General features: G+C 67.6%; 10 protein-coding genes and 3 pseudogenes. 4 read left to right on the forward strand and 9 right to left on the reverse strand.

All coding sequences use genetic code 11. The annotated features are described in order from the left end of the window. Nucleotides 1-88: 88 nt before the first annotated feature. The gene (gene nhaA / locus ACQEU8_RS16515) at nt 89-1,447 is read right to left on the reverse strand and encodes a Na+/H+ antiporter NhaA (RefSeq protein ID WP_433102443.1); all 1,359 of its coding nucleotides are present in this window, start codon (nt 1,445-1,447) and stop codon (nt 89-91) included. Between the two features lie 605 nt (nt 1,448-2,052). Here nhaA and ACQEU8_RS16520 point away from each other — a divergent pair. Continuing rightward, nucleotides 2,053-3,582, forward strand: coding sequence for an alanine/glycine:cation symporter family protein (locus ACQEU8_RS16520; protein WP_433101269.1), 1,530 nt, complete (start codon nt 2,053-2,055; stop codon nt 3,580-3,582). A 122-nt stretch (nt 3,583-3,704) separates the two neighbouring features. Here the strand turns inward: ACQEU8_RS16520 and ACQEU8_RS16525 are convergent, their stop codons facing one another. Continuing rightward, nucleotides 3,705-4,649, reverse strand: a complete 945-nt coding sequence (locus ACQEU8_RS16525) for an MIP/aquaporin family protein (protein WP_433102445.1) — start codon at nt 4,647-4,649, stop codon at nt 3,705-3,707. 288 nt (nt 4,650-4,937) lie between these two features. On the opposite strand from ACQEU8_RS16525, the pseudogene ACQEU8_RS16530 reads away from it, so the two are divergent. After that, a pseudogene (locus ACQEU8_RS16530) lies at nt 4,938-5,150 on the forward strand (winged helix-turn-helix transcriptional regulator); the annotation flags it as partial. Nucleotides 5,151-5,415: 265 nt separating this feature from the next. On the opposite strand, the gene ACQEU8_RS16535 reads toward ACQEU8_RS16530, so the two are convergent. Then, nucleotides 5,416-5,994: a TetR/AcrR family transcriptional regulator gene (locus ACQEU8_RS16535; protein ID WP_433101271.1), complete on the reverse strand. Its 579-nt coding sequence runs from the start codon at nt 5,992-5,994 to the stop codon at nt 5,416-5,418. 91 nt (nt 5,995-6,085) lie between these two features. Between ACQEU8_RS16535 and ACQEU8_RS16540 the strand changes: the two genes are divergently transcribed. Further along, nucleotides 6,086-6,532, forward strand: a complete 447-nt coding sequence (locus ACQEU8_RS16540) for an anthrone oxygenase family protein (protein ID WP_433101273.1) — start codon at nt 6,086-6,088, stop codon at nt 6,530-6,532. A gap of 57 nt (nt 6,533-6,589) precedes the next feature. On the opposite strand, the pseudogene ACQEU8_RS16545 reads toward ACQEU8_RS16540, so the two are convergent. From ACQEU8_RS16545 to ACQEU8_RS16560, 4 genes and pseudogenes are all read right to left on the reverse strand, one after another. After that, nucleotides 6,590-6,887, reverse strand: a pseudogene (locus tag ACQEU8_RS16545) (transposase); the annotation flags it as partial. A 231-nt stretch (nt 6,888-7,118) separates the two neighbouring features. Then, nucleotides 7,119-7,724 (reverse strand): restriction endonuclease, encoded by a 606-nt coding sequence (locus tag ACQEU8_RS16550; RefSeq protein ID WP_433101275.1) that lies wholly within the window; start codon nt 7,722-7,724, stop codon nt 7,119-7,121. A gap of 258 nt (nt 7,725-7,982) precedes the next feature. Continuing rightward, nucleotides 7,983-8,320: pseudogene (locus ACQEU8_RS16555) on the reverse strand (site-specific integrase); the annotation flags it as partial. Nucleotides 8,321-8,395: 75 nt separating this feature from the next. Then, the gene (locus ACQEU8_RS16560; protein WP_433101277.1) at nt 8,396-9,040 is read right to left on the reverse strand and encodes a hypothetical protein; all 645 of its coding nucleotides are present in this window, start codon (nt 9,038-9,040) and stop codon (nt 8,396-8,398) included. 388 nt (nt 9,041-9,428) lie between these two features. On the opposite strand from ACQEU8_RS16560, the gene ACQEU8_RS16565 reads away from it, so the two are divergent. Next, on the forward strand, nt 9,429-9,749 hold the full coding sequence (locus tag ACQEU8_RS16565; protein WP_433101279.1) for a GYD domain-containing protein: 321 nt from the start codon (nt 9,429-9,431) through the stop codon (nt 9,747-9,749). Nucleotides 9,750-10,102: 353 nt separating this feature from the next. On the opposite strand, the gene ACQEU8_RS16570 is transcribed toward ACQEU8_RS16565, so the two are convergent. Next, a complete protein-coding gene (locus ACQEU8_RS16570; RefSeq protein WP_433101281.1) occupies nt 10,103-11,248 on the reverse strand; it encodes an RNA polymerase sigma factor in 1,146 nt (381 codons plus the stop codon). 80 nt (nt 11,249-11,328) lie between these two features. After that, the gene (locus tag ACQEU8_RS16575; protein WP_433101283.1) at nt 11,329-11,736 is read right to left on the reverse strand and encodes a YciI family protein; all 408 of its coding nucleotides are present in this window, start codon (nt 11,734-11,736) and stop codon (nt 11,329-11,331) included. Between the last annotated feature and the right edge of the window lie 301 nt (nt 11,737-12,037).

The raw sequence follows: 12,037 nt of genomic DNA on the forward strand, positions 1-12,037 counted from the left end.
CGACACCTTCACCAATCGCATGTCGACCGTCTTCGCGGCGGACCGGCGAACCGGACCCGGACGGGGCGCCCGGACGACTCGTCTGCCCCTACCTGCCCTGTCGTCGGGCAGCCTCGGTGGGGCGGCGGACCGGGTCGGTCTCCTGGTCTATATCGGGCACCGAGTCCCCGTCCTCGTCGCGGGATTCGATCTCCCACAGGGCGCGGTACTTGCTGTCCCGCACCTTCAGCATGATGCACGCGACTACGGCGGAGAGCAGGGACCCGATGAGGATCGCCGCCTTGACGTGTTCTGTCGTCCCGGCGTCGGTGAAGGCCAGCTCGGACATCAGGAGCGAGACGGTGAAGCCGATACCGGCGAGCATCGCTACCCCGGCCACGTCAGGCCAGGTCAGGTCGTCGCTGAGTTGGGCGCGGGTGAAGCGGGCGGCCAGGTAGGTGCCGCCGAACACGCCGACAATCTTGCCCGCGAACAAGCCGAGGACGACGCCGAGGGCTTCGGGCTGCCGGAAGGCGGCAGACAGCGCCGGGCCTGAGAGGGAGACCCCTGCGGCGAACAGAGCGAAGAGGGGTACCGCGAAGCCTGCGGAGAGCGGGCGGACCAGATGCTCGACGCGCTCGGCGACCGAAGGGGTCTCCTCGCTCTCGCCGCGCTCGGTGTCCGGCAGCACTCGCAGCAGCATGCCCATCGCGACTCCGGAGATGGTCGCGTGGACGCCGCTGTTGTACATCAGGGCCCAGATGGCCAGGCCGAGTGGCACGTAGACGTACCAGCCCCGCACTCGCAGATCGATGTGGAGTACGCGGAAGAGGATGAGCCCGGCGACCGCGCCCGCCAGTGCCCACCAGTTGAGTCCGGAGGTGTAGAAGACGGCGATGACCAGGATGCCGCCCAGGTCGTCGACGATCGCCAGGGTCAGCAGGAAGGCCCGTAGTGCGGACGGGAGGTTGGTGCCGATCACAGCGAGCACGCCCAGGGCGAAGGCGATGTCTGTGGCCATTGGCACGGCCCATCCCTGGAGTTGGCCTCCGGCCAGCAGGTTGGGGATGAGATAGACCGCCGCGGGAACGGCCATGCCGCAAAGGGCGGCCACTATCGGCAGCGCCGCCGTGGCCGGGTTGCGCAGTTCGCCGGCTACCAGTTCGCGCTTGAGCTCGATGCCGGCCACGAAGAAGAACACCGTCAGGATGCCGTCGGAGGCCCAGTGCTCGACCGACAGGTCGAGGCCGAGGGCGGATATCCCGAAATGGAAGGACCTCACGGACTCGTACCAGCCACTGAGCGTCGGCGCGTTGGCGCATATCAGGGCGATGACGGCCGCCAGCAGAAGCACCATCCCGCCGACCGTCTCGGTGCGCAGCGCGTCCGCCAGGAACCGGCGCTCCTTGGCGGACGGGAGGGCGAACAGCTTGCGCGACGAGGAGGTGTCGGGCTCGGGGGAGTTGATCACGGGAGGCGCTCCGGCGGGTGTGAAGGATCGCGAACGACTACGCCGACCAGACTTCCCGGCACCCCATTAACGCTTTATTGATGATGTTCGTGCACCCTAACCCGAAGTCCGCCGGGTGACGACAGGAAGGCTCCGACGCCTTTCCGATCATCTCCGGGCACGTACCTCCCCCGCCGCTCAGCAGGTGGCCCGGGGCTCCGCGGCGGGTGTCGTACCTGCTGGCGACCTTCATCGACCGCACGGGGATCCGCGGGCTCGTCCAGCATACGGACATAGGTGTCCGGTGAACGGATCCCCTTTCCCCGATAACGGTCTGGCTTCGCTCGCTGCGGTTTTCGCTTACTTGCTCGGTTCATGTGATTCACATCACTAAAAAACTCGCAAAGGGCGTGGTAGAACTGCGCAACTCCACAGGTGGCACCACCCCTCGCCACAGCGTGGAGCGGCCGGCGCGTACCGGCAGTACGACCAAGAGATCACGCTCCGAGTCCGCGGAGCGCGAACCCATGGCCGCCGATCGGACAACGGCGTCTACTCATAGACCGCACATCTTCCCCGCGCCACCTCCCCTGTGGCAGCACTGCGCCATCGAGGTAACCACCGTGTCTCTCGACTCCATGACCACGTCCGTTGACAAAGCCGTCAGCGGATTCTTCGAGCCCATAGCCACCTGGCTCGGGGAGGTCGTCTTCTACTCCGTCCCCGTCGCCGGTACGGAGCTGCCCCTCATCGTCGCCTGGCTCGTCGTCGCGGGTCTGGTCTTCACCGCCTGGTTCGGGCTGGTACAGATACGCAGATTCAAGCTCGCCGTCGACGTGGTGCGCGGGAAGTACGACGAGAAGGGGTCGGCCGGTGAGGTCAACCACTTCCAGGCACTGACCGCCGCCGTGTCCGGAACCGTCGGGCTGGGCAACATCGCAGGCGTGGCGGTCGCCGTGTCCATCGGTGGCGCCGGCGCCACCTTCTGGATGATCCTCTGCGGTCTGCTGGGCATGGCCACCAAGTTCGTCGAGGTCACCCTGGGCGTGAGATATCGCGAGGTGCACGCCGACGGCACCGTCTCCGGCGGCCCGATGCACTACCTGCCCAAGGGCCTGGCCGACCGCTTCGGCAAGAACGGCAAGATCCTCGGCAAGGTCCTCGCGGTTCTCGCCTCCTTCATGGTCCTGTTCTTCGGCCTCTTCGGCGGCAACCTCTTCCAGGTCAACCAGTCCTACGCCCAGCTCGTCTCCGTCACCGGCGGCGAGAGCGGCGCCCTGGGCTCGTCCGCCGGCGCCCTGTTCTTCGGCATCCTGGTCGCCGCACTCGTCGGCATCGTGCTGCTCGGCGGTATCCGCTCGATCGCCAACGTGACCAGCAAGCTCGTGCCTGCCATGGCCGGCATCTACATCGTGGCCTGCCTGACCGTGATCCTGGTCCACGTGTCCGCCGTGCCCGACGCGATCGTCACCATCGTCGAGGGTGCCTTCAACGCCGAGGGCGTCGCGGGCGGTGTCCTCGGCGCACTGATCATCGGCTTCAAGCGGGCCGCCTTCTCCAACGAGGCCGGACTCGGCTCCGCCCCCATCGCCCACTCCGCGGTCAAGACCAAGCACCCCGCGAGCGAGGGCCTGGTCGCCCTGCTGGAGCCGTTCATCGACACCGTCATCATCTGCACGATGACCGCGCTGACCATCGTCATCGCAAGCCCCGACAGCTGGAAGGTCGGCAACGAGGAGGCCGAGGGCGTCACCATCACCTCCGACGCCTTCGAGACCGTCTTGCCCTGGTTCCCCTATGTCCTGACTGTCGCGGTGCTGCTCTTCGCCATCTCCACCGTGCTGACCTGGGGCTACTACGGCCTCAAGGCATGGTCGTACCTCTTCGGCCGCAGCAGGACCAGCGAGCTCACCTACAAGGTCGTCTACACCCTGTTCGCTGTCGCAGGCTCCCTGCTGACCCTGCAGACGCTCATCGCCATGGCAGACGCCGTGCTCTTCATGCTGGCCGTCATCAACATCATCGGCCTCTACCTCCTCGCACCGGTCGTCAAGCGCGAGCTGAACTCCTTCCTGGAGTTCGTCCGCGCCCGCAAGGCCGGTGAGATCGTCGAGGACGAAGATGACCAGGAGTCGGTGAAGACCACCGTCTGACCGCAGCTGCGGCCCGACTCCTGAGCGGGCCCGTGCACACCTCGCGCCTTGGTGTGCACGGGCCCGCTCGTGCGAGCGCTGACCCGTCGGCGGCGGAAGGCCGTGCCCGTGTCCGCGTCGAGCTACTCCTCGGCGGCGGTGGTGGGGCGTGTCCGGCCGGGCTCTGGTGGTTCGGCCTTCTGGGCGCGGACGTGCAGGACGTCTCCGATGAACAGGTCGTACACCAGCACCCCGATCACCCCTCCGACCAGCGGCCCGACGATGGGAATCCACCAGTAGTCGCTGAACGCACCGGACAAGCTGCCCGGAAACGCCAGGTCTTTCCAACCCGCCAGCCAGGTGAACAGGCGCGGGCCGAAGTCGCGTGCCGGGTTGATGGCGTATCCCGCGTTGGCGCCGAAGGACATGCCGATGGCAGCGACCGCGAACCCGATCATCAGCGGGCCGAGGTTCGCCTTCACGGCCGTGTTGCGCAGGTCGATGATTGCCACCACCAGCATGACCAGGAATGCGGTGCCGACGATCTGGTCGATCAGGGGCCCCCAGATCCCGCCGTGGAAGTACGGCGCCGGGAACGTGCCGAAGATGGAGAACGAGGCGAGTGTGTGCCCGCCCGTCTTGGGGCCCTTCATGGCGTCGTCGAAGGTGTCGATGGCGTCGTGGTACACGGCGTAGACCAATGCCGCCCCGGCCAAAGCACCGAGCACTTGCGACGCCCAGTAGGGGACGACCTTGGCCCAGGGGAATTTACGGCGAACGGCGAAGCCCAGCGTCACCGCCGGGTTGATGTGGGCCCCGCTGACACCGCCGGCCACGTAGATGGCGAGGGCAACGGCCAAGGCCCATCCCCAGGTGATCAGCAGCCAGTCCCCGGCACCGAGGAAGAAGGTTGTGGGCTCCGAGGTACGCCCCGAACCTGGCAGCGCCGCGACCGCCATCGCCACCACGCCGCAGCCGAAGGAGATGAGGACGAACGTTCCCAGGAACTCCGACAGGCATTCACCCCACAAGCCTCCGCGGCGCTTGAGCCGGGAGGGCTTCAGCAAGGGCTGGATCTCGACGGCCATGTGGTCCTCCCAGACACTCGTCCGGTCGCAGTCCTGGCGCGGCTGCCCGCGCCGCGATGCGGCGGAATCGGGAGGCATCGCGCCTGCTTCCCCGTCGCACTTCTCGCGTCCTGCCGCGTCGCCACCGTAAAACCGCACTGCGGCGACCGCGACTCGACACGGCTGCCCGAGCAGGCCACACGGGCCCGGAATGCCGTCGATCAGAAGTGGCACGGCCCCGCGCTGGACTGCCTCGCCGACCGTCTGCGCCGCCGCGGATGAACCGTGGAGAAGCCGCGGATGGACCCGGAGAAGATGCTCACCCAGACCCTGCGCTCCCTCGAACGCGACGGCCTGAACACGCGCACCGTGCCACCGGCCGTTCCGGTCACGGTGACGTACGAGCTGACCGAGCTCGGCCTGTCCCCGCAGTACGTGATGCGTGACGCCAAGAAGTGGGCCGAAGGGCACATGGACGAGGTGCTCGTCAATCGCGGGAAGTACGACACCCGCACGGCCTGAAGGCGGCCCCGGCGTGCGCTGCCCCCGGACCGGGGGCGCCTGCGCCGGGCGCAGGACACGGCCGCAAAATCCGCTGGACAGGCCCTAGGTGTGTTGTCCGGGTCGTGATCAATGGGCACCGCAGCTTCCGAAGCGGGTGCCCCGTCGGGGGTACGGGGCCCGGCGATCTGCGGCTGCGCCGTATGGGCGCGAGTGACCGGTAGCGATGCCGCAGGTCGGCAGCCGGGCCCGAGGACCCCGGCTGCCTGCCCGCCGGGACGGTGAGTCAGGCCATGGCGAGCCGGTCCACCAGCAGCTCCGTCCTCCGCTCGGCGTCCTCCGGCGGCAGTCGTCCCGCCCGGGTCAGGGTCGCAAGGCCGTGCAGGGCCGCCCAGAACACCTCGGTGAACAGCGCCGGGTGGACGCCGTCCCCGGCGACCTCGCCGAGGCTCTCCAGCAGGGCGGCGAAGGCGTCCTTCAGAGGCTCCGGGGTGTCCTCCTTGGCGAAAGCCAGGCCGCCGTCGAGCTGGAACATGGCGTCGTAGACGGCCGAGTTGTGTTCGGCGAAGTCGAGGTAGGCGCGGGCAAGGGCGGTGACCCGCGCGTGCGGGCCGTCCGCGGTAGCGGCCGCGGCCCGCAGCGCAGCGGCCATCTCGGCGGCACCCTCGAGGGCGACGGCGCCGATGATCTCGCGTTTGCCGCGGAAGTGGCTGTAGAGAACGGGCTGGCTGTATTCGATGCGTTCGGCGAGCCGGCGGATGGTGACCGCGTCCCAGCCGTGCTGCTCGGCGAGTTCACGGGCCGTCGCCACGATGAGGCGCTCGCGGCCGGCCCGTTCGCGCTCCTTGCGTTCGTGTACCGACATGGTTCCTTCCTAGCGCCGCTAGACAACCGAGCAGGAGCAATACTATCGTCGCCTCATCACCTAGCGGCGCTAGCATTCAGGAGAGGTCGTCATGCTCAACGCTCTTGAGATCGTCACCACCGTGGTCGTCGGCGTAATGGTGGGGGTTGAGTTCTCCGTCGCCTTCGTCATCAACCCGATCCTCAACGCCCTCCCCGACGACAGCAGCCAACGCGGCCGAAGCCACGGGGGCCGGATGCTCGGCGCCGTGATGCCGTTCTGGTACATCGGCTCGCTCATCCTCGTCGCGGTCTGGGCCATCGCCGGATGGCACCACCAAGGCACCGGCCTCGTCATCACCGCCGGCGCGCTGCTGATCCTCAGCGTGATCATGTCGGTCCTGCTGCTCGTCCCGATCAACAACCGGGGCAAGACGTGGACCACCGAGAACCGGCCCGAGGACTGGAAGGAGCAGATGAACCGCTGGGACCGCTTCCACTACGTCCGCGTCGCCGTCATCATCGCCGCCTTCACCCTGCTGGTCGCCGCTCTCGCCTGAGCCCGCGGACCGACACCACGCTGGTGGCGCATCCCCTCCCCGGGCGGCAGCGGGCCACCGAATTCCCGACATCCGGGAATGCGACTGCCGCGTGGTGGAGTCGACGCTGACCAGCGACAGGTCCATCTCGCCACGCTTTGCTGGATGCGCTATCAGCCCCTCCAGCAGGGCCTCGAAGACACCGGTGTCTCACCACTGCCGGAAACGGTTGTGGACAGTCGACCAGGCACCGAACTCGGCGCGCATTTCCCGCCATTGCCCGCCCGCCCGAAACCGCCACAGCACCCCTTCGAACTGCTGCTCGCAGTCGCACCGGGTACGGACCGCACTCACCGATCGGCAGGTACGGCCCGATGAACTACCACTCCACATCGGTCAGTTGCACACGCGTCATGCAAGACGACCTATCGGATCGAGATCAACGCGAGGGGAGAACCCGCTCATTGATCACCACCCGATACGCACCCTAGGTCGCTCCGCACTGGCGGACGGTATGGACGCCACCTTCAACTGCGTGGGCAACAGCATGGCCGAGCACTATTCGGTAGTTTCTTCCACAACACTTCCAGGTTTTTGACGATAGGCGTTATGCCCGGTAAGTCTTCTTCCACCGAGCCCGGTGCCGTTGATCGCCCTGTCCCCGCCCGTTGACGTTGATCAGCGATTCCAGTGAAGCACCGTTGTTCCACATCCCGAGATGGTCGCGGTGAACGGCGAGAATGCCGTGCTCCAGAGCGAATGCCTCGGAGGGGCGGCTGAAGCGGGTTGTCGTCGCGAAGATGGCCACGTCCGCCTTGAAGTGCACCTTGGCGCCCAACAGGTCCCTCATCTCCCGGCTGGCGATCGCGCTGCTCGGGGCGTAGCGCTTGCACTGGATCACCATGGCCCGGCCGTCCGGCAGACACCCCACGACATCAGCGCCATTGTCGTGAGAGCCGCCAACGCGGCGCACTGCTGTGCACCCGTCCCTGCGGCACAGGTCGGCAACCAGCTCCTCGAACTGCGTACCTGTCATCGCATCCACCTCGGCGAGAGTCCGATGACCCGCCTTCACCGCCTCCTCCACACGCCAGCGACGGTCACTGGCCCGTGCGGCGCGATCCTTGCGCCACATCCACCAGCCAGCGGCACCAACCCCACCCACGAGCGCAACTCCCACGAGGTATGGCCAGATCGTCGACCAGAAGGCCACCAGGAGAACTAACGACAGGCCCCCTCCGGTCACGGCTGCTTTCAGTCGTGCCGCACGCCGTTTCCGCCCAACCGATCGCCGACCCTGTCGCCGAGCAGCCATCCACGCCCCCTTGCCATCGCCTCCGAAACAGTCTGAGCAACACTCGGCCGACCGGGAAGAGCGCCTGCCAATACGTGGTTCTCCGTCTCAGTTTCCGTCTCAGTCGGACGATTCGGCTCCCGGAGGCTGCTGCCAGATCGCTTCGCCGACCTACCCGGCGCCCTTCCGCAGCATGGGACCGGCCACGTGCGTGTTGCGAGCCCGCATCCGCGCCGCACCGCCCGGCTCCCATCCCGTGATCGCGTCGATGATCGCGTCGGGGACGTCGAGCAGGAGGAGAACGGTCGCCGCAGGTGTGGCATGCGTCATGGAACCGACCATCCCGCACCCCGGCATTCCGACACCGCAGAAACCGCTTCCACACGTGCTGGTCGGTGTTCGGGCTCCGGCTCCCTCTCCTGCTGTTCCTGGCGCTGACGGAGCAGCTTGATCAACAGGTCAGGCAGACCGACCGCGCGCCGCCCAGCACGGGACTTGGCGGACTTGGGCGATCTGTCCCGCCGTCGTGGCTGACCGACCAAACAGTCGTGGGGTCCTGACGTGTCAGGGGCACGAGTGCGCAGCTGTTCTCATCGATGGCTGGAGTCGAATCTGGCGTCGATGTCTGGGATCCAGAAGCAGATTTCCAAGGTTTTCAGGCGGTCCCAGTGCCGCACACGGCGCCCATGTCTGATTGCGGCAATCAGGCTTACGAGTAGCAGTGCCGCACAGCCTCCTGCCAGCACACGAGCGGGTCCTACGACGAGCTCGATCACCGCGACGACGAGCGCGAACATCAGGGCGAGGGCCGAGTTCCGCAGCATCAACGCGACGCCTTGCAGCCGAGTGATCTCGCCCGCTGCCTCCTTGTCGTGGAGTTCGACCGCAGCCAACAGCACAGACGTATCAGCGTGCACAAAGGCTCGGTCCCGGGATTCGGGCACTCTGGCAACAAATTCAAGGCGAGCGTGATCGACACTCCAGTTCCAACGCGGTGCCATCTTTTCCAAGAGGGCGCTCAGGGGATAGGCGAGATGCCCCAGCAGGTAACTGGCAACAGCGGCTCCGACCACCTGTAGCACTGACGGTGCCGAGGCCAGACTTGCGAGATCGACGATGTTCAATCGTGCGAGCACGTAAATGGTCAAGGACAGATGCAGTGCTCCAGGTATCCCATAGGTGAACAGATCGAAGATGCCCACAGCCAAGGTCACGATGCTCCCCTGCTTCGCCAAGGCCCTTGACTCTAGTGAGCCTTCGAACGGTCAGCGGGCTCGACCCCATCACCGACATCTGAGTTCCGTCTCAACCGCTCCGTCCACCGCGGGGCAGGCTCCCGGCCGGGTCACAACATGCCAGATGGGGCGGAGAACCACAGGGAACAGCGGCACCAGGGGAAGCGGCAGCCGAACCGCACCAGGGGCCGTTGCAGCAGGTCAGCGCCGCATTCCCGGCTAACCAATCCATGATTCCCAAGCTCAGCGCGGGTTCGTCTCAGCGCGCCCTGCCTCTGCCGGGGCGTCAGCCGTTTGGCGTCGGTGCGCACGACGGGGGCGCGGAGCAGGAGGAGGATTCGGATAGAGCGCTGGGGGCTACCGGGACGCACGCGAGAGGTGGATACCCATGGCGAAGTACCTCTTCAGGGTCAAGTTGACCGTGGATGGACTGAAGGGCCTGCTCAAAGACGGCGGCACTGCGCGCCGCGAAGTTGTCGAACGCATGGTCCAGAGCCTGGGAGGCCGACTCGAATCAATGTACTGGGCGTTCGGCGAGGAAGACGTCTACGTCACGGCGGACCTGCCGGGCAACACCGCCGCCGCGGCCATGGGTCTCGTCACCTCGGCGGCTGGTGGGGTTCGCACGAGCACGGTTGTGCTGCTGACGACCGAGGAGATCGACGAGGCGGCCCGCAAGAAGGTGGAGTACCGGGCACCGGGCGCCTGACGCGCCACCTTGTGGCGTGGCCGGTAAGCGCCCGGTGCGCAGCAGCGGCGCGTCGCGAGACATCTACGACTGACATCAACGTCGGCGGACGCCCGCGTTCTTGGGCAGCCGTAGGCATCGGTGCAGGATCGGCAGCGGGTGACCATTGAGGCACCCGATGGAACTCCTGAAGCAGTGCTCTGAGACAAACTCCTGAAGCAGTGCTCTGAGACAGATGAGATGAGGGCTGCGGCGGTAGCTGTCATCACCATGTGATGGCGGGCGGGCAGCTGTCGGCAGGGTGGACTCTGGGGGAGATCCGCGACGTTTCCGGCGATACGGAGGCCGTCGCGGTTGTGCCGGCGCCCGAGGTGTCAGCCGCGCAGGTGGGTGTTGAGGCGGGCGGCTTGGCGGGTTAGGTGGTTGCGTTCGGGGAGGTTGGGGGCCTTGGGGGCGGCTTCGGCGTAGAGGCGGGCGGCCGTGGCCAGGTTGCCGGCGCGTTCGTGGAGGTAGGCGGCTGCCGCGGTGTGGCGGGGCAGGGAGGGGTCCAGCGCCGCGAGGGCTGCCAGGCCGGCGCGGGGGCCGTCGGCTTCGCCTACGGCTACCGCGCGGTTGAGGCGTACGACCGGGTTGTCGGTCAGGCGCAGGAGTTCGTCGTACCACTCGACGATCTGCACCCAGTCGGTCTCCTCGGCGGTGGGCGCATCGGCGTGGAGTGCGGCGATGGCGGCCTGGGCCTGGAACTCGCCCAGCCGGTCGCGGGCGAGGGCCGACTGAAGGATCTGGACGCCCTCGGCGATCATCCCCGTGTCCCACCGGCCACGGTCCTGTTCGGCGAGCGGTACGAGGCTGCCGTCGGGCGCGGTCCGGGCGGCGCGCCGGGCATGGTGGAGCAGCATGAGGGCGAGGAGCCCCGCCACCTCGGGGTGGTCGATCGCGGCGGCGAGCTGCCGGGTGAGGCGGATGGCCTCGGCGGCGAGGTCGACGTCGCCGGAGTAGCCCTCGTTGAAGACGAGGTAGAGAACGCGCAGCACGGTGGCGACATCGCCGGGCTGGTCGAACCGCACCCCGGAGACCGTGCGTTTGGCGCGGCTGATCCTCTGCGCCATGGTCGCCTCGGGCACCAGGTACGCCTCGGCGATCTGGCGGGTGGTCAGTCCGCCGACGGCGCGCAGGGTGAGGGCCACCGCGGATGACGGCGTCAGCGACGGGTGGGCGCACAGGAAGTAGAGCTGGAGCGTGTCGTCCACCGCAGGTGTGGGCCCGGGTGTCGGCTCCTCGTCGACGAGGTCCTCACGTCGGCGACGGGCGGTGTCCGCCCGGGTCGCGTCGAGGAACCGGCGCCAAGCCACGGTGATCAGCCAGCCCTTGGGGTCCCGCGGCTGGTCGGCCGGCCAGACGCGGACCGCCTCGACCAGCGCGTCCTGCACGGCGTCCTCGGCCGCCGCGAAGTCTGCTCCGCGGCGGACGAGGATGCCGAGCACGCTCGGCGTGAGGCTCCTCAGCAGGGCCTCGTCCATCGGTGAGGCGATCGAGGAAGCACTCGATGAAGCCTCCGATGACGCCCCCGATGAGGCCCACGATGAAGCCATCGGTGAGGTCACTCCGTGATGGTGGGCGGCTCGGTCAGGAACGGGCGCAATTCGAGCCACTCGTGGATCGGCTCCCCGCCCGCGCCAGGTGCGGCCGACAGTTCCCCGGCCAGCTCGACAGCGCGCTCGTACGTGTCGACGTCGATCACCATCCAGCCGGCGATGAGGTCCTTGGTCTCGGCGAACGGGCCGTCGGTGACCGGCGGGCGCCCCTCGCCGTCGTACCGGACCCATGTCCCCTCGGGGGCGAGCGCCTGGCCGTCGACGAACTCACCGGTCTTCTCGAGCCGGGCCGCGAAGTCGTTCATGTACTGCACGTGGGCCGAGATCTCCTCCGGCGTCCACCGGTCCATGGGCACGTCGTTCACCGGAGCCGGGGCGCCGCGGTAGTGCTTGAGCAGCAGGTACTTGGCCATCGTGTTCTCCTCGGTGTGGTGCGGCCCATTGTGGTCGCGTTCACTACGGTGACGGAGCCGGTGGCGGGTTCTCGACATCCAGGCGGATGCTTTTTTGGATCTCCTGGATGAGCCCGGGTGGCCGCCCCGCGCCCGCCCTTCTCGTACGGCCCGCACACGCCTTCTCATACGGCCCGCACACGAAGCCCACAACCTCTCGTTCGCGACCGGCGCAGACCCGCGCGGCGGCTCTAGACTTCTTGGTCGGGCTCGCCGGCCCGCGCGGGTCGGCGGAGTCAGCCGTGGGGCGGCTTCTGTGTAC

The organism is Streptomyces sp. CA-250714 (assembly GCF_050936705.1).
Taxonomy (GTDB): domain Bacteria; phylum Actinomycetota; class Actinomycetes; order Streptomycetales; family Streptomycetaceae; genus Streptomyces.